Origin of the sequence: Serratia sp. CY32780 (genome assembly GCF_052169135.1) — a bacterium.
Taxonomy (GTDB): Bacteria; Pseudomonadota; Gammaproteobacteria; order Enterobacterales; family Enterobacteriaceae; genus Serratia; species Serratia sarumanii.
In genome coordinates, this window is sequence record NZ_JBJNLI010000001.1 from 906038 (window position 1) to 931628 (window position 25591).

19 protein-coding genes are annotated in these 25591 nt (G+C 59.0%); 8 read left to right on the plus strand and 11 right to left on the minus strand.

Going from position 1 to position 25591, the window contains the following annotated elements; all coding sequences use genetic code 11:
* Positions 1-44 precede the first annotated feature (44 nt).
* The 3 genes from ldtD (at position 45) to ACJ8HH_RS04420 (ending at position 3294) form a co-directional block, all read left to right on the plus strand.
* The gene (ldtD, locus tag ACJ8HH_RS04410; RefSeq protein WP_049233767.1) at positions 45-1853 is read left to right on the plus strand and encodes a L,D-transpeptidase; all 1809 of its coding nucleotides are present in this window, start codon (positions 45-47) and stop codon (positions 1851-1853) included.
* 180 nt (positions 1854-2033) lie between these two features.
* On the plus strand, positions 2034-2582 hold the full coding sequence (locus ACJ8HH_RS04415; protein WP_033637866.1) for a YcbK family protein: 549 nt from the start codon (positions 2034-2036) through the stop codon (positions 2580-2582).
* A gap of 64 nt (positions 2583-2646) precedes the next feature.
* Positions 2647-3294: an MBL fold metallo-hydrolase gene (locus ACJ8HH_RS04420; RefSeq protein WP_033646596.1), complete on the plus strand. Its 648-nt coding sequence runs from the start codon at positions 2647-2649 to the stop codon at positions 3292-3294.
* Between the two features lie 76 nt (positions 3295-3370).
* On the opposite strand, the gene ACJ8HH_RS04425 is transcribed toward ACJ8HH_RS04420, so the two are convergent.
* The 5 genes from ACJ8HH_RS04425 to ACJ8HH_RS04445 all read right to left on the minus strand — a co-directional run bounded on the left by ACJ8HH_RS04425 (position 3371) and on the right by ACJ8HH_RS04445 (position 11009).
* Positions 3371-4561, minus strand: coding sequence for an amino acid aminotransferase (locus tag ACJ8HH_RS04425; protein WP_033637868.1), 1191 nt, complete (start codon positions 4559-4561; stop codon positions 3371-3373).
* Between the two features lie 244 nt (positions 4562-4805).
* The gene (gene ompC / locus ACJ8HH_RS04430; protein ID WP_039566689.1) at positions 4806-5933 is read right to left on the minus strand and encodes a porin OmpC; all 1128 of its coding nucleotides are present in this window, start codon (positions 5931-5933) and stop codon (positions 4806-4808) included.
* A 301-nt stretch (positions 5934-6234) separates the two neighbouring features.
* Positions 6235-7635 carry an asparagine--tRNA ligase gene (gene asnS / locus ACJ8HH_RS04435; RefSeq protein ID WP_033637870.1) on the minus strand — a complete coding sequence of 467 codons (1401 nt, stop codon included), beginning with the start codon at positions 7633-7635 and terminating at the stop codon, positions 6235-6237.
* A gap of 212 nt (positions 7636-7847) precedes the next feature.
* A complete protein-coding gene (gene pncB, locus ACJ8HH_RS04440; RefSeq protein ID WP_033646591.1) occupies positions 7848-9053 on the minus strand; it encodes a nicotinate phosphoribosyltransferase in 1206 nt (401 codons plus the stop codon).
* A gap of 255 nt (positions 9054-9308) precedes the next feature.
* Positions 9309-11009 (minus strand): diguanylate cyclase, encoded by a 1701-nt coding sequence (locus tag ACJ8HH_RS04445; protein ID WP_197766164.1) that lies wholly within the window; start codon positions 11007-11009, stop codon positions 9309-9311.
* 336 nt (positions 11010-11345) lie between these two features.
* Between ACJ8HH_RS04445 and pepN the strand changes: the two genes are divergently transcribed.
* Entirely contained in the window at positions 11346-13964 is a 2619-nt protein-coding gene (pepN, locus tag ACJ8HH_RS04450; protein WP_039566687.1) for an aminopeptidase N, read from the plus strand.
* Between the two features lie 56 nt (positions 13965-14020).
* On the opposite strand, the gene ssuB is transcribed toward pepN, so the two are convergent.
* The 5 genes from ssuB to ssuE are packed head-to-tail and all read right to left on the minus strand — an operon-like array spanning position 14021 to position 18334.
* Entirely contained in the window at positions 14021-14794 is a 774-nt protein-coding gene (gene ssuB, locus ACJ8HH_RS04455) for an aliphatic sulfonates ABC transporter ATP-binding protein (RefSeq protein WP_039566685.1), read from the minus strand.
* The gene (gene ssuC / locus ACJ8HH_RS04460) at positions 14791-15585 is read right to left on the minus strand and encodes an aliphatic sulfonate ABC transporter permease SsuC (protein ID WP_033646585.1); all 795 of its coding nucleotides are present in this window, start codon (positions 15583-15585) and stop codon (positions 14791-14793) included. The genes ssuB and ssuC overlap by 4 nt, the downstream gene beginning before the upstream one ends.
* A gap of 11 nt (positions 15586-15596) precedes the next feature.
* On the minus strand, positions 15597-16745 hold the full coding sequence (gene ssuD / locus ACJ8HH_RS04465; RefSeq protein WP_033646584.1) for an FMNH2-dependent alkanesulfonate monooxygenase: 1149 nt from the start codon (positions 16743-16745) through the stop codon (positions 15597-15599).
* A 20-nt stretch (positions 16746-16765) separates the two neighbouring features.
* A complete protein-coding gene (locus ACJ8HH_RS04470) occupies positions 16766-17731 on the minus strand; it encodes a sulfonate ABC transporter substrate-binding protein (RefSeq protein WP_033646583.1) in 966 nt (321 codons plus the stop codon).
* 24 nt (positions 17732-17755) lie between these two features.
* Positions 17756-18334 (minus strand): NADPH-dependent FMN reductase, encoded by a 579-nt coding sequence (ssuE, locus tag ACJ8HH_RS04475; RefSeq protein ID WP_033646581.1) that lies wholly within the window; start codon positions 18332-18334, stop codon positions 17756-17758.
* Positions 18335-18592: 258 nt separating this feature from the next.
* Here ssuE and pyrD point away from each other — a divergent pair, with 258 nt between their 5' ends.
* Both pyrD and ACJ8HH_RS04485 read left to right on the plus strand, forming a co-directional pair.
* Positions 18593-19603, plus strand: a complete 1011-nt coding sequence (pyrD, locus tag ACJ8HH_RS04480; RefSeq protein WP_033646580.1) for a quinone-dependent dihydroorotate dehydrogenase — start codon at positions 18593-18595, stop codon at positions 19601-19603.
* A gap of 176 nt (positions 19604-19779) precedes the next feature.
* Positions 19780-20328 carry a cell division protein ZapC gene (locus ACJ8HH_RS04485; protein ID WP_033637882.1) on the plus strand — a complete coding sequence of 183 codons (549 nt, stop codon included), beginning with the start codon at positions 19780-19782 and terminating at the stop codon, positions 20326-20328.
* 6 nt (positions 20329-20334) lie between these two features.
* On the opposite strand, the gene ACJ8HH_RS04490 is transcribed toward ACJ8HH_RS04485, so the two are convergent.
* Complete coding sequence (locus tag ACJ8HH_RS04490; protein ID WP_043147166.1) at positions 20335-21438, minus strand: YcbX family protein; 1104 nt, start codon at positions 21436-21438, stop codon at positions 20335-20337.
* A 103-nt stretch (positions 21439-21541) separates the two neighbouring features.
* Here ACJ8HH_RS04490 and rlmKL point away from each other — a divergent pair, with 103 nt between their 5' ends.
* Both rlmKL and ACJ8HH_RS04500 read left to right on the plus strand, forming a co-directional pair.
* On the plus strand, positions 21542-23668 hold the full coding sequence (gene rlmKL, locus ACJ8HH_RS04495) for a bifunctional 23S rRNA (guanine(2069)-N(7))-methyltransferase RlmK/23S rRNA (guanine(2445)-N(2))-methyltransferase RlmL (protein ID WP_089185444.1): 2127 nt from the start codon (positions 21542-21544) through the stop codon (positions 23666-23668).
* 5 nt (positions 23669-23673) lie between these two features.
* Positions 23674-25578: an ABC transporter ATP-binding protein gene (locus ACJ8HH_RS04500; protein WP_033637886.1), complete on the plus strand. Its 1905-nt coding sequence runs from the start codon at positions 23674-23676 to the stop codon at positions 25576-25578.
* Positions 25579-25591: the final 13 nt, after the last annotated feature.

A 25591-nucleotide genomic window follows, 5' to 3' on the forward strand; every position in this document is an offset into this window, starting at 1 on the left:
TGCAGTTTTTGACGTTTTTTTTGTGAGCATACAGGGGGCAAGGGATGTTGCTTAAAAAGGGAAACTCTCTACGACGTTTGGCGCTGAGTGGCGCTATCGCCTGTAGTCTTGTGTCGTCGTTTTCCGCATCGGCCACCGTCCCGGCGTTGCCGGTGGCATCAGCAGGCATGTCCGTTGCGCAGAGCCGTTCTGAACTGCTGGCCGCGTTGCCGCGCGGCATGGATTTGCACTACCTGTCCACGCTGGCGCCGCTGTATGCGGCGAATCACATGCAGCCGATGTGGCAGGATCGCGAAGCCGTTCAGCAGTTTCAACAGCAGCTGGCCGAGCTGGCGATGTCCGGCGTGCAGCCGCAGTTCACCCAATGGGTGAAGATGTTGACCGATCCGGCGCTCAGTGAAGCGGGCCGCGATGCGGTGCTGTCCGATGCGATGCTGGGCTATTTGCAGTTCGTCTCCGCCATCGGTGCCAACGGCAACAACTGGCTGTACAGCAATATTCCCTACAAGCTTGGCTTGCCGCCCACCGCGGTGATCAACCAATGGCAGCTGGCGGTGCGCCAGGCGCGTACTCTGAGCTACGTGAATTCGCTCGCGCCGCAGCATCCGCAATACGCCAAGATGCATCAGGCGCTGCGCGACATGCTGGCGGACAATCGTCCCTGGCCGCAGGTGGGCAGCGGCCCGAGCCTGCGTCCAGGCCAAATGAGCAATGATATTCCGGCGCTGCGTGAGATCCTGACGCGCACCGGTATGCTCGCCGCCGCGGCGCCGGAAGCGGAGCCGGAACCGGCGGTGGTCTCGGCGAAGATCAATGAGCCCGACGACGGCGGGCTGACGGTAGACGAAGAGAAAAGCCGCGTGACGGTCAGCCCATCGGCAGCGCCGGTGACGGAGCTGACCGCGGAACAGACGCCGCCGCAGATTGGCAGCGTGGTGAGCGATAACCTCTATACCGACGAACTGGTGGAGGGCGTCAAGCGCTTCCAGAAATGGCAAGGGCTGACGGCGGATGGCGTGATCGGCGTGCGCACCCGCGAGTGGCTCAACGTGTCACCGAAAACCCGCGCCGCGCTGCTGGCGCTGAATATCCAGCGCCTGCGGATCCTGCCGGGGCATGTCGGCACCGGCATCATGGTGAACATTCCCAACTATTCGCTGACCTACTACCAGAACGGCAATGAGGTGCTGTCTTCCCGCGTTATCGTCGGGCGGCCGAGCCGCAAGACGCCGCTGATGAGCAGCGCGTTGAACAACGTGGTGGTCAATCCGCCGTGGAACGTGCCGACTACCCTGGTGCGTGAGGACATTGTGCCGAAGGCGATGCGTGACGGTAACTACTTCCAGAAACACGGCTATACCGTGCTGTCGGGCTGGAGCAACGATGCGGAAGTGATCAACCCGGCGATGATCGACTGGAGCATGGTCTCTGCGCGCAACTTCCCGTATCGCGTGCGTCAGGCGCCGGGCGCCACCAACTCGCTGGGGCGCTTCAAGTTCAATATGCCGAGCTCGGACGCTATCTACCTGCACGATACCCCGAACCACAGCCTGTTCCAGAAAGACATCCGCGCGCTCAGCTCCGGCTGCGTGCGGGTGAACAAGGCTTCCGATTTGGCGAATATGCTGCTGCAGGACGCCGGCTGGAACAACAGCCGCGTGTCTTCCACGCTGAAAGAAGGGAATACCACTTATGTGAATATTCGCCAGCGTATTCCCGTAAAACTGTATTATCTGACCGCCTGGGTTTCGGATGACGGCCAACCGCAATTCCGTACAGATATTTACAATTATGATAATACGGTGCGATCGGGCGCACAAATTTTGGCTCAGGCCAAAAAATTAATGCAGTAAATGCAGTAATTATAAATAAATAACGGTCAGAATGTTTGGCTATACCGCAGGCCCTCGTAGCCGGGGGCCTGTAAACCTAGGCGTATCGCGGGTTGACTCAGCATACGCAGGCGGTTATGGTTCGGACAGTGCGCTGCTTTGTGCATTTATTTTGACATTCTTGCCGGGTTTAACAGAGTCATGGACAAAATTGATCATCACCGCCGTAAATGGCTGGCGCTAGGTGGCGCCGCTATGGGCATAGCGCTGCTTCCAGGGCAAGCGTTTGCCAGTATTTCCACCGCTCGACCGCGTATTTTAGTGTTGAATAACCTGAATACCGGTGAATCTATTAAAGCCGAGTTCTTTGACGGCAAAGGTTACAATAAAGAAGAGTTGGTGCGGCTAAATCATCTGTTCCGCGATTATCGCGCCAACAAGGTTAAATCGATCGATCCCCGCTTGTTTGATCACCTCTATCGTCTGCAGGGGCTGCTGGGCACCAGCAAGCCGGTGCAGCTGATCTCCGGATACCGTTCCGTAGACACCAACAACGAACTGCGTGCGCATAGCCGCGGCGTGGCTAAGCACAGCTACCACACCAAAGGCCAGGCGATGGATTTCCACATCGAAGGTATCCAATTGAGCAATATCCGCAAAGCGGCGTTAAAAATGCGCGCCGGTGGTGTAGGATATTACCCACGTAGCAACTTCGTACACATCGATACCGGCCCGGTTCGGACCTGGTAATCGCTGTGCCGTCAGTGAATAACGCCGCCCCTTGCGGAAGCGGCGTTATTGTCATTGGAGCCTTATGAAATACCATCTTATTCCCGTTACCGCCTTTAGCCAGAACTGCAGTCTGATTTGGTGTGAAAACACGCAGCAGGCGGCGTTGGTCGATCCCGGCGGTGAAGCGGAAAAAATCAAAGCGGAAGTCGCGCGTCAGGGGGTGACGGTCACCCAGATTTTGCTGACGCACGGCCATTTGGATCATGTCGGCGCGGCGGCGGAGCTGGCGGACCATTATCAGGTGCCAATCTATGGCCCGGATAAAGAAGACGCGTTTTGGCTGGACGGTTTGCCGGCGCAGAGCCGGATGTTTGGGCTGGAAGAGTGCGCGCCGCTGACGCCGACCCGCTGGCTGTCGGAAGGCGATGAGATGCAGGTGGGCGAGATGACGCTCAAGGTGTTGCATTGCCCTGGGCACACGCCGGGCCACATCGTCTTTATCAATGAGCAGGCGCGTTTGGCGCTGGTGGGCGACGTGCTGTTTAACGGCGGCGTGGGGCGCAGCGACTTCCCGCGCGGTGACCATCAGGCGCTGATCGCCTCTATTCGCACCAAACTGCTGCCGTTGGGCGACGACATGCGCTTTATTCCCGGCCACGGCCCGATGTCGACCTTCGGCCACGAGCGCCAGACCAACCCGTTCCTGCGCGAAGAGCCGGCGGTGTGGTAACGATTATTTCCCGGTAGAAATAATCAAGGGCGCATAGAGCGCCCTTTTTTACGATTTATGACCTGCGTCGATGCCTTTAGAGCACGGCGACGATGGCTTCACACAGCGGCGCCATGTTGTCCGGCGTCATGCCGGCCACGTTTACCCGGCCCGAGTTCACGGCGTAGACGCCGAACTCTTCGCGCAGACGCAGCACCTGTTCTTTGGTCAGGCCGCTGAACGAGAACATGCCGTTCTGTTGGATGATGAAGCTGAAGTCCTGCTGCGCGCCTTTCTCCTGCAGGGTGTTCACGAACAGCTGACGCATGCGGTGAATACGCTGGCGCATGTCGGTCAGCTCCTGCTCCCACATCGCGCGCAGCGCATCGTTGCCCAGAATGGTGGCGACAACCGCCGCGCCGTGTGACGGCGGGTTGGAGTAGTTGGCGCGAATGGCCGCTTTCACCTGGCTGAAGGCGCGATCGGCGGTTTCGGCATCGGCAGCCACAATGGTGCAAGCGCCGACGCGCTCATTGTACAGGCCGAAGTTTTTCGAGTAGGAGCTGGCAACGATCAGCTCTTGATGTTTGGCGGCGAAAATACGCAGGCCCTGCGCATCTTCTTCCAGACCGTTGGCGAAGCCCTGGTAGGCGAAATCGAACAGCGGCAGCCAGCCATTGGCGACGGAAAGCTCAGCCAGCTGTGCCCACTGTTCCGCCGTTGGATCGATACCTGTCGGGTTATGGCAGCAGCCGTGGAACAGCACCACATCACCGGCCTGTGCCTGTTTCAGGCTGTTCAGCAGGCCGTCAAAGTCCAACGCGTGGTTGGCGGCGTCGTAGTAGGCGTACTCCAGCACTTCCAGGCCTACGGCGCTAAAGACGTTCTTGTGGTTTGGCCAGCTTGGGTTGCTGATCCAGATGCGCTTGGCGCTGGTCTGGTTGGCGATAAAGTCTGCCGCCACGCGCAGGCCGCCGGTGCCGCCGGGCGTCTGTGCGGTACGCGCGCGCCGCGCGGTAACGATCGGGCTCTCTTTGCCGAACAGCAGCTCTTGCGTGCAGCTGGCGAACGCCGGGATGCCTTCAATGCCGAGATAGTTTTTGGTGGTCTCGTTTTCCAGCAGATACTGTTCAGCTTTTTTTACGCTGGTCAGCACCGGCGTTTTGCCAGTTTCGTCTTTATAAACGCCAATCCCTAAATTGATTTTATTCGGGCGGGCGTCGGCGCGGAAAATGTCGGTCAGGCCCAGGATCGGGTCGGCGGGTGCGGCTGTGATTTTTTCAAACATGTCAGGTGCTTCCAAATCTCGGAGTTAAGCAGACAGAAGCATCAGGGTAGCGCCAGTTATCGGCTTTGCCAACCGTTTGCGATAAAAACACCGCGATCTTGTGAACGGGAAGGATTCGACAGAAAAAATGATGGGGAAGGGGAAATCTGCAGGATAAAACGTTACCGGGAGACACAAATAAAAACAGGGCCGAAGCCCTGTTTTTTAACTTAGCCGACGGTAAACCGCCGTTAAGCGAGACAACTTAGAACTGGTACACCAGACCAACGGCTACGATATCGTCGGTAGCGGTGCCGGTTGCTTTGGTGAACTCGTTGTCATCCAGCAGGTTGATTTTGTAATCAACGTAGGTGGACATGTTTTTGTTGAAGTAGTAAGTGGTACCAACAGAAACATATTTAACCAGATCCTGGTCAGAGCTTACGCCTGGGACGTTCAGGTTCTTGCCTTTAGACTGCAGGTAAGACACTTCTGGACGCAGACCGAAGTCGAACTGGTACTGAGCAGTGACTTCGAAGTTCTGAGTTTTGCTCGCGAAGCCACCGCACTTGTCATCGGTAGCTGCACAGCCTGCACCGAAGTTACCGCCGCCGAACGGAGTCATGTTACGGGTTTCTGCGTACATCGCCGCCAGGTAAACGTTGTTGGCATCGTATTTCGCGCCCACGGTCCATGCGTCAGCCTTGTCGCCACGCTCGTTGGAACGCAGTTTCTGGTCGTCGGTACGGTTGGAAGAAGCGTATGCAGCGCCGAAGCTTACGCCTTCGCCGATGTCATAAGTAGAGGAGATACCCCAGCCGTCGCCGTTTTGTTTCTTAACGTTACGACCGTCGTTCTGGTTTTTGCCCTGGTATTGCAGAGCGAAGTTCAGACCGTCAACCAGACCGAAGAAGTTGTTGTTACGATAGGTCGCAACGCCGTTGGTACGGCCGGTCATGAAGTTGTCGGAGTAGGTGTAAGTATCGCCACCGAACTCTGGCAGCATATCGGTCCAGCCTTCCACGTCGTACAGTACGCCGTAGTTACGGCCGTAGTCGAAGGAGCCGTAGTCAGCGAATTTCAGACCGGCGAAGCCCAGACGGGTTTTGGTGCCTTCGGTGCCCTGGGATTCGGCGTGGTTGGACTGAACGTTGTATTCCCACTGGCCGTAACCGGTCAGTTGGTCAGTAATCTGGGTTTCACCTTTGAAGCCGAAACGAACATAGGTCTGATCGCCGTCATTGCCTTTGTCGTCGGAGAAGTAGTGCAGACCGTCAACTTTGCCGTACAGATCCAGCTTGTTGCCGTCTTTGTTGTAGATTTCAGCTGCGTTTGCTGCACCAGCAGCCAACAGAGCCGGGATAACCACTGCAAGAATGTTGCGCTTCATCATTATTACCCTCATTGGTGTTATTCGGACACCTTTGCCACTGCCGCCAATAATTCTTTGGGAACTATTGTTGATAGATTGGTGTCGTCCTGTGTCTGAACGCAGTGTTCCATTCACAGGCGGGTTAATCTAGGACGAAAATGATACCAATGTCCCAATCAGGTTGCAAAAGGAAAGTATGTGTAACCAAATGTAATTTTTCGGGAACTTTGTGATGTGCGTCAATATTAAAAAATGCGAAAGGCCAGCGAGGCTGGCCTTTGTTTTGTAACGAAATCGTTTAAAAAACGTTTGATCGTATGAATTAGAAGCTTGCGTTACGTGGTGTGCGTGGGAACGGGATCACATCGCGCACGTTTTGCACGCCGGTGACATAGGCGATTAAACGTTCAAAACCCAGGCCGAAACCGGAATGCGGCACGGTGCCGTAACGACGCAGATCGCGATACCACCAGTAGTCTTCTTTATTCAGGCCCATCTCTTCCAGACGTTGATCGAGCATGTCGAGGCGTTCTTCACGCTGCGAACCGCCGATGATTTCACCGATGCCCGGCGCCAGCACGTCCATGGCCGCGACGGTTTTACCGTCTTCGTTCATGCGCATATAGAACGCTTTGATGTCTTTCGGGTAGTTCTTCACCACCACCGGCGCCTGGAAGTGTTTCTCCGCCAGATAACGTTCATGTTCGGAAGAGAGATCGATGCCCCAGGAAACCGGGTTTTCGAAGGTTTGGCCAGAGGCCAGCAGGATCTCAATGGCGTCGGTGTAGTCCACCTGGGCGAAATCGGAAGAGACGAAGCGCTCCAGACGAGAGATTGCGTCTTTATCCACGCGTTCGGCGAAGAATTTCAGATCGTCTGCACGTTCATCCAGCACCGCCTGGAACACATACTTCAGCATGCTTTCGGCCAGGCCGGCGACATCGTCCAGCGTCGCGAAGGCCACTTCCGGCTCGATCATCCAGAACTCCGCCAGGTGGCGGCTGGTGTTGGAGTTTTCGGCACGGAAGGTTGGGCCGAAGGTGTATACCTTGGACAGCGCACAGGCGTAAGTTTCGCCGTTCAGCTGGCCGGAAACGGTGAGGAAGGCTTCCTTACCGAAGAAGTCCTGGCTGAAATCGACGGCGCCCTTGTCGGTGCGCGGCAGGTTTTCCAGATCCAGCGTGGACACGCGGAACATTTCGCCGGCGCCTTCGGTGTCGGAGGCGGTGATCAGCGGGGTGGACACCCAGAAATAACCATTTTCATGGAAGAAGCGGTGGATCGCCTGCGCCAGGGTATGACGCACGCGCGCCACGGCGCCGATCAGATTGGTGCGCGGGCGCAGGTGGGCCACTTCGCGCAGGTATTCGATGCTGTGGCGTTTGGCCGCCATTGGGTAAGTATCCGGATCGTCGACCCAGCCGACCACGTTGATCGCGGTGGCCTGCAGCTCAAAGCTCTGGCCTTCGCCCGGTGAGGCGACGACCTTGCCGGTAACTTCAACTGAGCAACCGGTGGTCAGGTGCAGCACTTCATCCTGATAATTCGGCAGAGAATTATTAACGACGGCCTGTAACGGATCAAAGCAGGAACCGTCATAGACGGCCAGGAAGGAGATACCAGCTTTTGAATCTCTCCGGGTACGTACCCAGCCGCGTACGGTGACTTCACTGTCAACCGCAGCACGACCTTGCAGTACGTCGACTACAGGCACTACGCTCATAGATTTCTCTCTTTAATAATTTGGTTTAGAAATAGCTTACAACCCAAGAATATGGGGGTAATGGCTATGTTACTTGCCGCGGTGCAGAGCACAAGCAGAAATCATCGGATTGGCGCAACATTTATCGTGGCTGGCTGAAAAGAGGGCGGTCGGGATAAAACAAAAAAGCCGGCGCCTGAACCGGGCCGGCTTTCTCTCTATATATAGAAGGCTCAGCTGGCTTTCTTCACCAGCGGCAGATCGAAGGCCTTGCGCAGAGCCCTGACGAACGCCTGATCCTGGCAAATGGTTTTGCCGGGGCTGTCGGAGAGCTTGGCCACCGGCTTGCCTTTGCACTCGACCAGCTTGATCACGATATTCAGCGGTTTGACGCCGGGAATATCGCAGGTCAGGCGCGTGCCGATGCCGAAGCCGAGATTGATGCGCTGGTAGAAATGGCGATAGAGCGCCAGCGCTTTTTCCAGATCCAGGTTGTCCGAGAACACCAGCGTTTTGCTCATCGGATCGATGCCCAGCTTTTGATAATGGGCAATGGCCTTTTCACCCCACTCGACGGGATCGCCCGAATCATGGCGCAGCCCCTGATAACGTTCGGCGAACTGCGGGCCGAAGTCGCGCAGGAAGGCATCCATGGTGATACAGTCGGTGAGCGCGATGCCAAGCTGATCCGGGTATTCATCCAACCAGGCTTGCAAGGCGGCGCGCTGGCTGTTGGCCAGCACCGGGCTTATTTGCTGATGCGCCTGGAACCACTCATGCGCCTGAGTGCCGACCGGCGCCAGGCCGAGCTGATGCGCCAGATCGTAATTGCTGGTGCCCGACAGGTACGGGAATTCGGTCTGCAAGGTGCTGACGATGGCCTGTTGCACGCCTTGAGAGAAACGGCGACGGGTGCCGAAGTCCATCAGCTTGAAGCGCGAAAGATCCAGATCGCCCGCCAGCGTCTTGAACTGAGCCAGCTTGGTTTGCAGATGCGCCACCGCCTGTTCCGGCGTCGCCAACGGAGAGCGCCGACGGTGCACCACTTCGCTGATCACCGCCAGCAACGGCACTTCCCACATGATCACTTCACGCCAGGGGCCGGCGATGCGGATTTGCAGCTTGCCGTCGCGGTTGTCTATGGTGACCTGCTGCGGATCGTAGCGGAACGTTCGCAGCCAGCTCAGGTAATCCTGACGGAAGAAGGGCAGACCCGAAAGATAAGCGAATTCGGCGTCGGTCAGCGCCAGCCGGCTCATCAACGCCACCTGCGCGCGGATCTCGTCGGCATATTCGCCCAGCAGTTCGTCGCCGCGGCAGCGGAATTCCGCCGCCACGCTGATCGCGGGATAGCGATGGAACACTGCTTGCTGCATATGAAGCTTATAAGCATCGGTATCAAGCAGTGATGTCAAAATCGGGGAAGCGTATTGAGTCATAGCGCGTTACAGCATCCTCGTCAGGCGCGTGTCCAAATCCGGATAATCATAAAAGTGGGGGTGGAGTATACCCGGATTATCCTGTTATTGAAGCTGCATCACACCATAAATCACCAAAGCGGGTCGAGGATTAAACGTGCCTTTATGGCGGCCTGATAGCGGCGGGGAGGAAAAAAAGCCAGATATGCCTGTAAGGTGAATGACTTAGCCTAATTAGTCATAAAAATTATAATGTTAATTATTTTAAACAGCGAATCAGATATAGCCGGCCTGGGTAAGCACGCTGACCCGATCCTTGCCGTTCTTTTTGCAAAAATAGAGCGCTTCGTCCGCCTGTTTGATCGCCGCCTGTAGCGCGGTGAATGCGTTGACCGGCGCAATGCCGCAGCTGGTGGTGAAACGCACTTGCCGTCCATCGGCCAGATTTAGCGTCAGGCGATGAGTGCGGGCGCGCAATTGCTCCATGATGTCCCGCGCGTTGTCCAACGAACAGTTGCCCAGCAGCACCGCGAACTCTTCGCCGCCGTAGCGGCAGAAGATGTCGCTGGCGCGGAACGCGCGTTGCAGCAGGTGGCCGAATGCCACCAGCGCCCGGTCGCCCACGTCGTGGCCATAGCTGTCGTTGAGCTGTTTGAAGTTGTCGATGTCGATCAGGCAAAAGGCCTGCGGGTAGCTGCCGTCGCCCAGCAGCTGACATTCAAGGAAGAATTTACGGCGGTTGTAAATATTGGTAAGCGGATCGAGGAAAGAAGAGGCCTCGAGCTCTTTAATCAGCAGTTGTTTCTCGCTTTCCAGCGAGACCTTGTCCAACTGGTATTGCCTGAGCTGCTGAATGGCGTCGCTGATGGCGATCAATTCCTGGCTGTAGAAGGCGTCGTTGCGATCGATATTTATCTCGCCGCGCGACAGCCGCACGATATTGTTGTGGGTCTTGGTCAGCCAGCGGTTGATGCTGGTGCAGAACACCAGCGCCGGCAAAATGAACAGCAACACCACCAGGCCGGCGAGTGCAATCATGCCGTAAATGGTCGTCTGGCTGTCGTAAATCTTGTGACGCGACGCGAGGGTTTCCAGTTCGAAGCTGCGTTGATACAGCGCCTGCGACAGCCCGCTCACATCGTCGACATAGCGCGAAATAAGCGCGGTGGGGTAGGGCTGATGGGTATCGATAGCGGTGTACAGCCCATGGGTAATCTGTTGGAGGCGCTCAGCGGAAACCTGGGCGAGCAATGCATTGACGATGTTGGTGATTTGTCCATCGTCGTAGTTGATCTTCATGAAGATCAATCGGGTGCTCAGCGCGTTCAGTACGCCGGTCAGCTGAATGGACTTCAGGTAGGCGTCTTTGCGAATGAGCGGTCTGACGTTGACGTCGATAATCTGATCGCTCAATTCCGTCAGTGACATATTCAGCCGGTTATTAAGGCGGATGGCCTCGAGAAACATAAAAGAGTCGGTATCCACCATCCGGGTATCGTAGGTGTAGCGGTAATAGCTCTTACTGGTTTGCGAGATGTAATAGGCGCTGTTGATGTTGAACAGATTAGCGTTGGTGTTATTGACCTGCGAAAGCTGCAGGTTGTCATTATCCAGCAGCTGTTCCATCAGGCTGATCATCGACAGCGCGGCGATTTTTTGCCGAACCCCGAGCTGTCTGGCGACCTCATCGTCCAGATGTTCGCGGATGCGGGTAATTCTTTCGCGCGCCGCCCGATCGGCGGCCAAACATTGTGCTCGGGTGATTTGCGGATCGATCAGGCTCAAGCGTTTGAGGCGGTGCGCCTGCAAGGCAGCCTGAAAGGCTTCGGAGATTTCTTTGGCGCGATCAATTTTGTACAGATTGAGTTGGTTATCGCGGTAGTCGGTATGGGCTTCGAGCAGCTCATCGACGATGAACAGAGAGAAGGAAGTCATCAGGCACAGGGTAAAAAAATAGATTGCGTATTTAATTTTCATAGTGCGAGTCATCCTGATCCTGATGCCGCAATTATACCACCATGCCGCCTGCGTCGCCTCAACTATGCCGGCGCCCTCCGGTGGCGGTTTTTTAGCATTAAATGCTGATTTTTATTTAGCCATTGGTCACCTGCGCTATCGCCTGGCGGGCGATTTATGATTTGCCTCTGATTTCTCTCTCGTGGTCGCCCGGCGGCTCTGGGCTTTTCGGCCAGCTGTGATACAGTTTATTCACAATTCAGGCCCACCGCGCGCCGCAGGGGAACACTCCGGCTGCGGTACGAAGCAGAAGAGCGGCCTGGCACCTATAACTCACCGAGACGTTTAAGGGTTTTTATGACACAACAGCCACAGGCAAAATACCGCCACGATTATCGCGCGCCCGATTACACCACGACCGATATCGATTTGGACTTCAGTCTGGACGCGGAAACCACGCGCGTGACCGCCGTCAGTAAAATCAAACGTCAGGGCGCGGCCGACGCACCGCTGGTGCTGGATGGCGAAGATCTGACGCTGGTGAGCATTCAGGTGGACGGCCAACCGTGGAGCGCCTACCGCCAGCAGGATAACCAACTGATCATCGAAGCGTTGCCGGCACAATTCACTCTCACCATCGTCAACGACATTCACCCGGCGAAAAACACCGCGCTGGAAGGGCTGTACCTGTCCGGCGATGCGCTGTGCACGCAATGCGAAGCCGAAGGTTTCCACCACATTACCTATTATCAGGATCGCCCGGACGTGCTGGCGCGCTTTACCACCCGCATCGAGGCCGACAAGGCGCGCTATCCGTTCCTGCTGTCGAACGGCAACCGCATCGGCCAGGGCGAATTGGCCGATGGCCGCCACTGGGTGCAATGGCAGGATCCGTTCCCGAAACCTTGCTACCTGTTCGCGCTGGTGGCGGGAGACTTCGACGTGCTGCGCGACAGCTTCACCACCCGTTCCGGCCGTAAGGTCGCGCTGGAGCTGTTCGTCGATCGCGGCAACCTGGATCGCGCCGACTGGGCGATGACGTCGCTGAAGAACTCGATGAAGTGGGACGAGACCCGCTTCGGCCTGGAATACGATCTCGACATTTATATGATTGTGGCGGTCGATTTCTTCAATATGGGCGCGATGGAGAACAAAGGATTAAACATCTTTAACTCCAAATACGTGCTGGCGAAGGCGGAAACCGCCACCGACAAGGATTACCTGAACATTGAAGCGGTGATCGGCCACGAATACTTCCACAACTGGACCGGTAACCGCGTAACCTGCCGCGACTGGTTCCAGCTCAGCCTGAAAGAGGGGCTGACGGTGTTCCGCGACCAGGAGTTCAGTTCCGATCTGGGATCGCGTTCGGTCAACCGCATCGACAACGTGCGCGTGATGCGCGGCGCGCAGTTCGCCGAAGACGCCAGCCCGATGGCACACGCCATCCGCCCGGATAAAGTGATCGAGATGAACAACTTCTACACCCTGACGGTGTATGAAAAGGGTTCCGAAGTGATCCGCATGATGCACACCTTGCTGGGGGAGGAGAACTTCCAGAAAGGGATGCAGCTCTATTTCGAACGCCACGACGGCAGCGCCGCCACCTGCGACGATTTCGTGCAGGCGATGGAGGACGCGTCCAACGTCGATCTGTCGCGTTTCCGCCGTTGGTATAGCCAGTCCGGCACGCCGCTGTTGACGGTTCGCGACGATTACGACGCGGAAACCCAGCAGTATCGCCTGCATGTCAGCCAGCAAACCGCGCCGACCGCCGATCAGCCGGAGAAATTGCCGCTGCATATCCCGCTGGATATCGAACTGTACGACAGCGAAGGCAACGTCATTCCATTGCAAAAGGGCGGCCTGCCGGTCAATAACGTGCTGAACGTCACCGAAGCGGAGCAAACCTTCGTGTTCGACGGCGTGGCGCATAAGCCGGTGCCGTCGCTGCTGCGCGAATTCTCCGCGCCGGTGAAGCTGGACTATCCGTACAGCGATCAGCAGCTGACCTTCCTGATGCAGCACGCGCGCAATGAATTTGCGCGTTGGGATGCGGCGCAGAGCCTGCTGGCGACCTATATCAAGCTGAACGTGGCGCGGCACCAGCAGAAGCAGCCGCTGTCGCTGCCGCTGCACGTGGCCGATGCGTTCCGCGCAGTGCTGTTGGACGAAAAACTGGATCCGGCGCTGGCGGCGCAGATCCTGACGTTGCCGTCGGAGAACGAAATCGCCGAGCTGTTCGCCACCATCGATCCGGAAGCGATCGCCGCGGTGCATGAAGCGATCGTTCGCTGCCTGGCGCGGGAGCTGGCCGATGAGTGGCTGGCGGTATATCACGCCAACAAGACCGACGGCTACCGCGTGGAGCACGCCGAGATCGCCAAGCGCGCCTTGCGTAATGTGTGCCTGGGCTATCTGGCGTTCGGCGAAGATGTGGCGCTGGCGGATCAGCTGGTGAGCGAACAGTATCGCCAGGCGGACAACATGACCGACTCGCTGGCGGCGCTGTCTGCTGCGGTCGCGGCCCAGCTGCCGTGCCGCGATGCGCTGCTGGCGGCGTTCGACGAACGCTGGCATCAGGATGGCCTGGTGATGGATAAATGGTTCGTGCTGCAGGGCAGCAGCCCGGCGGCAGACGTGCTGAGCAAGGTGCGCGCGCTGCTGCAACACCGTTCGTTCAGCCTGAGCAACCCGAACCGCACCCGTTCGCTGATCGGCGGCTTCGCTTCCGGCAACCCGGCGGCGTTCCATGCCGCGGACGGCAGCGGCTATCAGTTCCTGGCGGAGATCCTCAGCGATCTCAACCAGCGCAACCCGCAGATCGCCGCGCGCCTGATTGAACCGCTGATTCGCCTGAAGCGTTACGACGCGGGCCGCCAGGCGCTGATGCGCAAGGCGCTGGAACAGCTGAAAGGATTGGAAAACCTGTCCGGCGATCTGTACGAGAAGATCAGCAAGGCGCTCGACGCCTGATCTTTTCGCGCTGGATAGATCAAGGGACGGCCTGCGCCGTCCCTTTTTTCATCCCTTCAATTCGCCGCCCGACGGCCGCTGGCCGCTGTGGCCGGCGGTGATAACACCCGCTCCAGCACTTCGGCCTCCAGTTCCGCTAGCCGGGCGGAACCTTTGCGGCGCGGCCGCGGCAGATCGAGAGTCAGATCCAGCCCGATACGCCCCTCTTCGATCAGGATCACCCGATCCGCCAGCGCGATGGCTTCGCTGACGTCGTGCGTGACCAGCAGTACGGTAAAACCGTGCTGTTGCCACAGCGTTTCTATCAGCCCCTGCATCTCGATGCGCGTCAGGGCATCCAACGCACCGAGCGGTTCATCCAGCAGCAGCAGGCGAGGGCGGTGGATCAGCGCGCGCGCCAGGGCGACCCGCTGCTTTTGCCCGCCGGACAGCGCCGCCGGCCAGTCGCGGGCGCGATCCGCCAAGCCGACCGCGTCCAGCGCCTGCAGCGCCGCATCGCGCCACTTTCCGCGCAGCCCCAGGCCCACGTTGTCGATCACCGTTTTCCACGGCAGCAGGCGCGCATCCTGAAACATCAGCCGGGTATCCTCTTTAGCGGCGGCAAGCGGCGCGTTGCCGCTGAGCAGCGCGCCGCTGCTGGGTTGTTCCAGGCCGGCCAACAGGCGAAGCAGGGTGCTCTTGCCGCAGCCGCTGCGGCCGACCACCGCCACGAACTGCCCGGCGGAAATGCGCAGTTGAATATTGTCCAGCACGGTGCGGTTGCCGTAACCTTTGCCGATGGACTCCAGCGTCACCGGCGTGCCTTGCGCAAGGCGAGCGGGAAGGGTCATAGCGCTTCTCCCTGTTTGAGTTGATAGGCCGGATGCCAGCGCAACCAGACGCGCTCCAGCAGCTGTGCGCCCACGTCCGCCAGCTTGCCGAGCAGGGCGTACAGCACGATCGCCACCACCACCACGTCGGTTTGCAGGAATTCACGCGCGTTCATCGCCAGGTAGCCGATGCCCGAATTGGCCGAAATGGTTTCGGCGACGATCAGCGTCAGCCACATGAAGCCGAGAGCGAAACGCACGCCGACCATAATCGACGGCAGCGCGCCCGGCAGCACCACCTGCGTAAACAGGCGGAAACCGCTCAGGCCGTAGCTGCGGGCCATCTCCAACAGGCCGCGATCGATGTTCTTGATGCCGTGATAGGTATTGAGATAAATCGGGAACAGCGTACCGAGCGCCACCAGAAAGATCTTGGCGGATTCATCGATGCCGAACCACAGGATCACCAGCGGGATCAGCGCCAGGTGCGGCACGTTGCGGATCATTTGCACCGAGCTGTCCAGCAGGCGTTCGCCCCAGCGCGACAGCCCGGTAATAAAGCCGAGAATCAGCCCGATGCTACCGCCGATGGCAAAGCCGATCAGCGCGCGCTGGCTGCTGATGCTCAGGTGCTGCCACAGTTCGCCGCTTTGGCTCAGGCTCCAGAAGGCGGCCAGCACCGCGCTCGGCGCCGGCAAAATGCGGTTGGACAGCCAGCCGGTTTCGACGGCGATCTGCCAGAGGATCACCAGCGCCAGCGGCAGCGCCCAGGGGGCCAGCCGATACAGGATGCGTTGCGCGTTCTTTGCCATCGGGGCGCTCCTCAGCTCTGCGACACTTTTTGCGGAACATAAATGTTGGCCACCACTTCGCCCTGCGGGCGCACCGGCTGAAGGCGCGCGGGCGTTTCCTCCTGCGCCAGATCGAGGTGCGGGAACAGCAGTTCGCCGACGCGGTAGGCCTCTTCCAGATGCGGATAGCCGGAGAGAATAAAGGTGTCGATGCCCAGATCGGCATATTCCTGCATGCGCGCCGCGACCGTCGGGCCATCGCCCACCAGCGCGGTGCCGGCGCCGCCGCGCACCAGGCCGATGCCGGCCCACAGGTTCGGGCTGATCTCCAGGTTGTCCTTCTTGCCGCCGTGCAGCGCCGCCATGCGCCGTTGGCCGACGGAATCGAAGCGCGCAAAGGCCTGCTGCGCGTCGGCGATGGTTTCCTCATCGAGGTGGGCGATCAGCCGATCGGCGGCGCGCCAGGCCTCTTCGGTGGTTTCCCGCACGATGACATGCAGGCGGATACCGAAGCGTACCTGGCGGCCTTTCGCCGCCGCTTTGGCGCGCACCTCTTCGATTTTCTCTTTAACCTGCGCCGGCGGCTCTCCCCAGGTGAGATACATTTCTACCTGTTCGGCGGCCAGATCCTGCGCGGCGGCGGAGGATCCGCCGAAATAGAGCGGCGGGCGCGGCTGCTGCACCGGCGGGAACAGCAGTTTGGCGCCTTTCACCTGAATGTGCTTGCCGTCGAAATCGACGGTTTCGCCTTCCAGCACCCGGCGCCAAATGTGGGTGAACTCGGTTGAGGCTTCGTAGCGCTCTTCATGATTGAGATGCAACCCCTCCGCCGCCAGCTCTTCCGGATCGCCGCCGGTGACCAGATTGAACAGCGCGCGCCCGTTGGACAGGCGATCCAGCGTCGCCGCCTGGCGCGCCGCCAGCGTAGGGGAGATGATGCCCGGCCGCAGCGCGACCAAAAACTTCAGCCGCTGGGTGACCGGGATCAGCGAGGCGGCCACCAGCCAGGAGTCTTCGCACGAGCGGCCGGTGGGGATCAATACGCCGCCGAATCCCAGCCGATCCGCCGCCTGGGCGATCTGCTGCAAGTAACCGTGATCGACGCTGCGCGCCCCCTGTGCGCTGCCGAGATAGTGGCCATCGCCGTGGGTGGGTAAAAACCAGAAAACGTTCAGGCTCATCGTCAGTGTTCTCCCATTGTTTATTGCGCGCTTGGGCGCCAGATGCGTTGTGAGATGTCGACCTTCACCGGCACCAGCCGGTTGGCGTAAAACAGGTCGGCGGTTTGCTGCTGCGCGGCGATCGTCTGCGCATCGAGCGGTGTGATGGCGGTCGGCGGGCGGTGATCCAGATAGCTGGCGATCACCGGTTCGGGCAGCCCCATGGCGTTGGCCAGCAGGGTCACGCTTTGCGCCCGGTCGCTGCGGGTGAGCGCATCGGCCTGGGTCAGCACGGTCAGAACCTGGCTGATAAAGCTGCCATTGGCTTCGGCGTAGGGGCGCGCCGCCAGATAGAAGGAACCGGTCTGGTTCAGATCGGTGCCGTCGCCGAGCACCCGTACGCCGCCCTGCAGCAGCGCGGCGGAATAATAAGGATCCCAGATGGCCCAGGCATCGACGTTGCCCTGCTGGAAGGCGGCGCGCGCATCGGCGGGGGTCAGATAGGCGGGCTGGATATCCGTAAATTTCAGGCCGGCCTTTTGCAGCGATCGCAACAGCAGGTTGTGCGAGCTGGATCCTTTCTGGAAAGCGACCTTATGGCCTTTCAGATCGGCGACGGTTTTGATCGGGCTATTTTCCGGCACCAGGATCACCTCCGCCTTCGGTTTGGGCGGCTCGACGCCGACATACAGCAGGTCCGCGCCGGCGGCCTGCGCGAAGATCGGCGGAATATCGCCGGTGCTGCCCAGATCGATGCTGCCGACGTTCAAGGCCTCGAGCATTTGCGGGCCGGCGGGAAACTCGATCCAGCTGATGCGGGTGGCGGGGAAACGTTCCTCCAGCAGCCGGTGGCTCTTCGCCAGCACCAGGCTGACCGATCCTTTTTGGTAGCCGATGCGGAACTGCGCCGGATCCTGCGCGGCGGCGGCAGTGGCCCAAACCAACGACAGCAGGCCGGTGAGGGTAGCGGCGCTGAGCCAGCGCCGTAAAGCGATGCGTTCTTTCATTCAGGCTCTCCTTTTCCAGGCCTTTCAGGCGGTCTGACGTGCCGCCAGCGGCGAGGCGACGCGCAGCGCGGGCGGTTTGCGGCGGCCAAGCGCCAGATAGAAACTGGCCAGCGCCTCTTCCAGCCGGGCGGCGACGGCGTCGGTGAGCGTGGCGCCTTCGCCGGTCAGTTGGATCTGGCTGTCGTCGGCGAATACGCCGTGCAGCACTTCCTGCGCTTTCAGCGCTGCCAGCACCGGTTTGAGCGCATAGTCCACCGCCAGCATGTGGCCGACAGAACCGCCGGTCGCCAGCGGCAGCACCACCTTATGATCCAGAGCTCGTTCCGGCAGCAGATCCAGCAAGGTCTTCAGCGCACCGGAAAACGACGCTTTATAAACCGGCGTGGAAATCAGCAGGCCGTCGGCCTGCGCCAGCTGGTCGGCAAACGCCTTGATCGCCGGGCTGTTGAAGTTGGCATACAGCAGGTCTTCGGCATCGAAGTCGTGCAGGGTATAAGCCGTCACTTCCACCCCTTGCTGCCGCAGCCAGTTCTGGCTCAGCGCGAGCAGTGCGGCGGAACGTGATGGGATGCGTGGGCTGCCGGCCAGTGATATAACGCGCATTGCCACTCCTTATAACTAAAAGTTAGGTTTAATTAGAAAATCAATGAGAAGTGTTTTAAACCTACCAGCAACCGGGCGCGTTTTTTAAATCTCATTTTTTGATTTGGATATGCGCAAAAGCGGATTGGCGCCGATTTGGCGGTGAAGCGGGAAAACGATTGCGTAAAAACCGCTTTTTTTGCCTTTAATCAATTCCAATTAGGCGGGGGATACCGGATAATACGCCCCCGGTTTGCAACCGGGAAATCAGGAGAGTCCATGTACTACCCCCTCATCAGGAAAGCGTTGTTCCAGCTCGATCCCGAGCGCGCGCACGAAGTGACCTTTCGTCAGCTCAGCCGTATTACCGGCACCCCATTAGCGTTTCTTGTCCGTCAGTCCGTGCCGACCAAACCGGTCAGCTGCATGGGGCTGTCGTTTAAAAACCCGTTGGGATTGGCCGCCGGTCTGGATAAAAACGGCGAATGCATCGATGCGTTCGGCGCGATGGGCTTCGGCCATGTGGAAGTCGGCACCGTGACGCCGCGCCCGCAGCCGGGCAACGACAAGCCGCGCTTGTTCCGCGTGATTGAGGCGGAAGGCCTGATCAACCGCATGGGGTTCAATAACCATGGCGTGGACAATCTGGTTGAAAACGTTAAGAAATCCCATTTCGGCGGCATTCTTGGGATCAATATCGGCAAGAATAAAGACACCCCGGTCGAACAGGGTAAAGACGATTATTTGATCTGCATGGATAAAGTTTATCCGTATGCCGGTTATATCGCGATTAACATCTCTTCACCGAATACCCCGGGGTTACGATCCTTACAGTATGGCGAAGCGCTGGACGATCTTTTGGCTGCGATTAAAAATAAGCAGCAGGAATTACATGCGCGCCATCACAAATATGTGCCGGTGGCGGTAAAGATCGCGCCGGATCTTTCAGAAGACGAATTGATCCAAATTGCCGATAGCCTGGTGCGGCATAATATCGATGGCGTGATCGCCACCAATACCACCTTGGATCGAAAATTGATCCAGGGGTTAAATTACTGCGAACAAGCAGGCGGATTAAGTGGGCGTCCGTTGCAATCGCGCAGCACGGAAGTGATCCGTCGTCTTTCCACCGAACTGCAAGGGCGCCTGCCGATTATCGGCGTGGGCGGCATCGATTCGCTGACGGCGGCGCGCGAAAAAATGGAGGCCGGCGCGAGCCTGCTGCAAATTTATTCCGGATTTATCTATCACGGCCCGCGTTTGATTAAAGATATCGTTACCCATATCTAATATTTTTCCTCTCATTTTATTCCGGGGGTTTATTTCTGCCCCCGGCTCGTCTATATTTTGTTCGTTAGCATAAATATCGTTCGCGGAATTATCCGATGTTTAAGCTATTTTATCGGTGATAAAATCGCCTTTTAGGGTGAGTGCGGCGTTGGCATAGGCAGCGAGAAGGATACGAAATGAAGATAAAACCTGACGATAATTGGCGTTGGTATTTTGATGCCGAACACGATCGGCTAATGCTGGATTTAGCTAATGGTATGATCTTCCGTTCACGTTTCCCGGCCAAAATGTTAACGCCGGACGCCTTCGATGAATGCGCTTTTTGCGTGGATGACGCCGCCCTTTATTTCACCTATGAAGAACAGTGCAAGCAGATCAAACTCAGCCATGAGCAGCGCGCCGAGCTGGTGTTGAATGCGCTGGTCGCCTACCGCTTCCTGAAACCGCTGATGCCGAAGAGCTGGCATTTCTCGCAGCAGCATTACCCGCTGCAGCCGAAAAACGGCGAGCTGGCGGCGGTGAAGGTGATGGAAAGCGGCGTGGAAGCGCGCTTGCTGGTGGTGGAGGCCGGGGATAACGCCAGCCTGTGCCTGCTGGCGCAAAATCAACTGACGGTCGCCGGCCGCACCATGGTATTGGGCGACGCCATCAAGGTGATGCACGATCGGCTGAAACCCTGCGCGCAGGATGAAAGCGCCGCCCCAGCTTACGACAGGGCGGTATAAGGCGGATTACGCCAACGTCAAATCACTTTTTGGGATACAGCTGCAGCACAGGATGGTGCCGTTGTCGCCCAGCGCGCTTTTCTTCAGCGGCGCGACCTCACCGCTCAACAACGTAATGCGGCAGCTGCCGCAAATCCCGGCGCGGCAGGAGTAAGGCACGCGAATGCCTTGCTGTTCCAGCTGTTCGAGCAGGATCTGCTGGTTGTTGCCGGTAAACACCTTTCCTTCATATTCGATAGTGACGCTGTGCTCGCTGTCTTGCGGCGCCTGCACGCTCTCCACCACTTTGCCGGCGCCATAAGGGCGCGGCGGCTTGGTCGACAGCACTTCCACCGTATCGCCCACGCGGATGATGCCGCTGCTGCGCGCGATCATGTTCTGGCCGAAATCGATATCGCCGTTGTCGGCGGAGCGGAATTTTTGCAGCGTACTCAGCGGTTCGCCGCTCGGGTGCTTGCGGCCGCGCTCGGTGCTGACGGTGGTGAGCACGCAGCGGCTGCAGGGTTTCACCAGATCGAACATCACGTCGCCGACGCGGATCACCTGCCAACCGTCCTCGGCCCAGGCGGCTGCGCCGCTCACCACCAGATTGGGGCGGAACTGCTCCAGCTTGATGCTGCCGGGGCAACGCCGCTGCAGATCGTTGAACGAAGCCTGGTTAATCAGCAGATAAGGGTAGCCGTCGGCAAAGGTCAGCGGGATTTCGGGGTGTTTTTTCACCCGTCGGGTCAACTCCGGCCCCAGCCAGCGCAGTTCAACGTCGCGCTGGAAATAGCCGCTCAGCCAGCGGTTGATCTCATCCGGCGCGATCAGCGCGGTGAAATGGTTGCCCCACACCTCGGTCGGCTGCGGCGCGGCGGCGAAGTCGCTGAAGCGAATGGCGGCGCTTTCGCCGTCCGGCGCGCTCAGGAATAGACCGTCCGGCAGCAGCGCCGGCGTGAACAGCACCATCTGCGGGTATTGGCGCGCGGTAATAAAGGTGCCATCCGGCTCGGTGATCATAAAGTTGCGGTCGAAGGCCAGACCGCTGCTGCCGACCTGAGCGTAAGAAAGCTGCAGACCGCGCAGTGATTTAACCGGATGGACGTAGAGTCTGGAAAGCGTGATCACCCTCATCTCCGTGCGATTATTAAATAGAAGGGAGCAACTTTATGACAAGCGGTGCGGATTAGCTATAATGCGCAACAATTTTCTTTTTGGTGATAAGCACGATATGAACTCTCTGTTTGCCAGCACGGCGCGTGGATTGGAAGAACTGTTAAAAAGCGAGCTGGAAGCGCTTGGCGCTCACGACTGCAAAGTGGTGCAGGGTGGGGTACATTTTCAGGGTGACGATCGTCTTCTGTACCAAAGCCTGCTGTGGAGCCGCCTGGCTTCGCGCATTCTGTTGCCACTGAACGAATTCCGCGTGCACAGCGATCTGGATCTGTACCTCGGGGTGCAGGCGATCGACTGGCCGAGCATTTTTGGCGTGGATAAAACCTTTGCCGTGCATTTCAGCGGCGTGAACGAAGAGATCCGCAACAGCCAGTATGGCGCGCTGAAGGTGAAAGACGCCATCGTCGACAGCTTCACCCGCAAACTCGACCAACGCCCGACGGTCGCCAAGCAGCAGCCGGATATTCGCGTTAACGTCTTCCTGCAACGCGATATGGCCAGCGTGGCCCTCGATCTGAGCGGTGAAGGCCTGCATCAGCGCGGCTACCGCGATCTCACCGGCCAGGCGCCGCTGAAGGAAAACCTGGCGGCCGCCATCGTGCTGCGTTCCGGCTGGCAGCCGGGCACGCCGATGCTCGATCCGATGTGCGGCTCCGGCACGCTGTTGATCGAAGCGGCGATGATCGCCGCCGATCGCGCGCCTGGCCTGCACCGCCAGCACTGGGGCTTCAGCGCCTGGAATGGCCACAACGCCGAACTGTGGCGTGAAGTCACCGCCGAAGCGCAGGTGCGCGCGCGCCGGGGCCTGCAGGAAACCGCCTCTCGCTTCTTCGGTTCCGATATCGATCGCCGGGTGATTGAGATGGCGCGCGGCAACGCCCGCCGCGCCGGCGTCGCCGAGCTGATCACTTTCAACGTCGGCGACGTGGCGCGCTTGACCAATCCGCTGCCGGAAGGCCCGCACGGCACCGTGATCAGCAATCCGCCGTACGGTGAGCGTCTGGAAAGCGAACCGGCGCTGATCGCGCTGCACAACATGCTGGGCCGCGTGATGAAAAGCGCCTTCGGCGGTTGGCAACTGTCGCTGTTCAGCGCCTCGCCGGAGCTGTTGAGCTGCCTGCAGCTGCGCGCCGAGCGCCAGTTCAAGGCGAAGAACGGCCCGCTGGAGTGCGTGCAGAAAAACTATCAGCTGGCGGCGAACCCGGCCGGCGCCACTACCGGCGGCGTGCAGGTGGCGGAAGATTTCGCCAACCGTCTGCGCAAAAACTTGAAGAAGCTCGACAAGTGGGCGAAACAGCAGGGCATTGAATGCTACCGCTTGTACGATGCCGATCTGCCAGAATACAACGTCGCGGTGGATCGTTACGGCAGCAAGGTGGTGGTGCAGGAGTATGCGCCGCCGAAAACCGTCGATGCGCAGAAAGCGCGTCAACGCCTGTTCGATGTGATCAACGCGACGCTGGCGGTGCTGGAATTGCCATCGAATCAGCTGATCCTGAAAACTCGCGAGCGGCAGAAGGGCAAGAATCAGTACGAGAAGCTGGCGCAGAAGGGCGAGTTCCTGCTGGTGGAAGAGTATAACGCCAAGCTGTGGGTTAACCTGACCGACTATCTCGATACCGGCCTGTTCCTCGATCACCGTATTGCGCGCCGCATGCTGGGCGAGATGAGCGGCGGCAAGGACTTCCTCAACCTGTTTGCCTATACCGGCACCGCCAGCGTGCACGCCGGGCTGGGCGGCGCGCGCAGCACCACCACGGTGGACATGTCGCGTACCTACCTGGAATGGGCGGAGAAGAACCTGCGCGCCAACGGCCTGACCGGCCGTCAGCATCGGCTGATCCAGGCCGACTGCCTGTCGTGGCTGAGCAACGCCAACGAACAGTTCGACGTGATCTTCATCGATCCGCCGACGTTCTCCAACTCCAAGCGGATGGAGAACACTTTTGACGTGCAGCGCGATCATCTGGCGCTGATGAAAGATTTGAAACGGTTGCTGCGCCGCAACGGGACCATCATGTTCTCGAACAACAAGCGCGGTTTCCAAATGGATATGGCAGGGCTGAGCGCGCTGGGCCTGGAGGCGAAAGAGATCACCGCCAAGACGCTGTCGCAGGACTTTGCCCGTAACCGTCAGATCCACAACTGCTGGCTGGTGACTCACGCCGGCGAAGGAAAATAATTACTATGTCGTTAATCAGCATGTCCGGCGCCTGGCTCTCTTTCAGCGATGCGCCGCTTTTAGACAACACCGAAATTCATATCGAAGACAACGAGCGCGTGTGTCTGGTCGGGCGCAACGGCGCCGGCAAATCCACGCTGCTGAAGATCCTCGGCAAAGAGATCCCGCTGGACGACGGCCGGGTGATCTACGAGCAGGATCTGATCGTGGCGCGCCTGCAACAGGATCCGCCGCGCAATATCGGCGGCAGCGTGTTCGACTTCGTGGCCGAAGGCGTCGCGGAGCAGGCGGAACACCTGAAGGCGTACCATGCGATTTCCCATCTGGTGGAGAGCGACCCTAGCGAGAAAAATCTGGCGCGCATGGCGCAAATCATGGAGATCCTCGATCACCAGGGGCTGTGGCAGCTCGACAGCCGCATCAGCGAAGTGCTGCTGCAGCTGGGGCTGAACGGCGACGCCGAGCTTTCCTCGCTGTCGGGCGGCTGGCTGCGTAAAGCGGCTCTGGGCCGCGCGCTGGTGAGCTCGCCGCGCGTGCTGTTGCTCGACGAACCGACCAACCACCTGGATATCGAAACCATCGACTGGCTGGAAGGCTTCCTGAAAGAGTTCGACGGCAGCATCGTCTTCATCTCGCACGACCGTTCGTTTATCCGCAACATGGCGACGCGCATCGTCGATCTGGATCGCGGCAAGCTGGTTTCCTGGCCGGGCAATTACGATCTGTATCTGCAGAGCAAAGAAGAAGCGCTGCGGGTGGAAGAGCTGCAAAACGCCGAGTTCGATCGCAAGCTGGCGCAGGAAGAGGTCTGGATCCGTCAGGGCATCAAGGCGCGCCGTACCCGTAACGAAGGCCGCGTGCGTGCGCTGAAGGCGCTGCGCGTCGAGCGTTCGCAGCGCCGCGAAGTGATGGGCACCGCCAAGATGCAGGTGGAAGAGGCGACCCGCTCCGGCAAAATCGTGTTCGAGCTGGAAAACGTCAATTATCAGGTGGGCGAAAAAGTGCTGGTGCGCGATTTTTCCGCCCAGGTACAGCGCGGCGACAAGATTGCGCTGGTGGGGCCGAACGGCTGCGGCAAAACCACGCTGCTGAAACTGATGCTCGGTCAGCTGAAAGCCGACAGCGGCCGCGTGCACTGCGGCACCAAGCTGGAAGTGGCCTATTTCGATCAGCACCGCGCGGATCTCGATCCGGAGCGCACGGTGATGGACAACCTGGCGGAAGGCAAACAGGAAGTGATGGTCAACGGTCGTCCTCGTCACGTCTTGGGCTACCTGCAGGACTTCCTGTTCCACCCGAAACGCGCGATGACGCCGGTGAAGGCGCTGTCGGGCGGTGAGCGTAACCGCCTGCTGTTGGCTAAGCTGTTTCTGAAACCGAGCAATCTGCTGATCCTCGATGAACCAACCAACGATCTCGACGTCGAAACGCTGGAGCTGCTGGAAGAGCTGATTGACGGCTATCAGGGCACCGTGCTGCTGGTCAGCCACGATCGTCAGTTCGTCGACAACTCGGTGACCGAGTGTTGGATCTTCGAAGGCAACGGCGTGATCAACGCCTTCGTCGGCGGTTACTACGATGCGCATCATCAGCGCGCCACGGCGAAACCGATTCGTCAGGCGGCGCCGAGCGCGAGCAAACCGGCGGCGGAGAAAAAGGCCGAACAGCCGAAGAAAGCGGCGGCCAAGCTGAGTTACAACCTGCTGCGCGAACTGGAACAGTTGCCGCAGCGGCTCGAACAGCTGGAGGCGGAGATCGAAGCGCTGCAGGCGCAGATGAGCGACGCCGACTTCTTCACGCGGCCGCACAGCGAAACGCAACAAGTGCTGACGGCGCTGGCTAACGCCGAGCAGGCGCTCGAGCAGGCCTTCGCCCGCTGGGAAGAGCTGGAAGCGATGAAAAACGGCTGACCGTTGCGATACC